Origin of the sequence: Streptomyces milbemycinicus (genome assembly GCF_002154605.1) — a bacterium.
GTDB classification, from domain to species: domain Bacteria; phylum Actinomycetota; class Actinomycetes; order Streptomycetales; family Streptomycetaceae; genus Streptomyces; species Streptomyces milbemycinicus.
Window position 1 is genome coordinate 1 of record NZ_MUNE01001010.1, and the last position, 612, is coordinate 612.

Annotated in this window: 1 protein-coding gene; it reads left to right on the forward strand. The window is 71.2% G+C overall.

Annotated elements, in window-relative coordinates:
* Positions 1 to 506, forward strand: a 506-nt coding sequence (locus CCN51_RS50365; RefSeq protein ID WP_211303338.1) for an alkaline phosphatase D family protein, incomplete at its 5' end; no start/stop codon positions are given.
* Positions 507 to 612: the final 106 nt, after the last annotated feature.

Genomic DNA, 612 nt, shown 5'->3' on the forward strand with positions numbered 1-612 from the left:
CGCGCGCGGTGTGGAAGGTGATCGCGTGTGACATGCCGCTGGGTCTTGTGGTCCCGGACGGGGCGACGGACTTCGAGGCGGTCTCGCAGGGCGACCCGGGCGCGCCGCTGGGCCGTGAGCTGCAGATCGCGGAGCTGCTGCGGCACATCAAGCACCGGAAGATCACCGGCACGGTGTGGCTGACGGCGGACGTCCACTACACCAGCGCCCAGCACTACGACCCGTCGCGGGCGGCCTTCAAGGACTTCGCCCCGTTCTGGGAGTTCGTCTCCGGGCCGCTGAACGCGGGCTCGTTCCCGGCGGTGAAGCTGGACGGCACCTTCGGGCCGGAGCAGCCCTTCGTCAAGGCGCCGACCAGGGCGAACGTCTCTCCGGCCGAGGGCTTCCAGTTCTTCGGCGAGGTGGACATCGACGGGCACAGCGGCGAGCTGACGGTCCGGCTGCGCGAACTGGGCGGCACGGTGCTGTTCACCAAGGTGCTGCAGCCCGGGCGCGTCGGCCAGTGACGCGTGGGGCCGGGCTCGTACCGTACGGGCATGTCCCCAACCGGCCCCGTATCCCGTCTGACCTACCCGGAGACGGGCGCCACGCGGCAGTGGCCACTGCCCGACG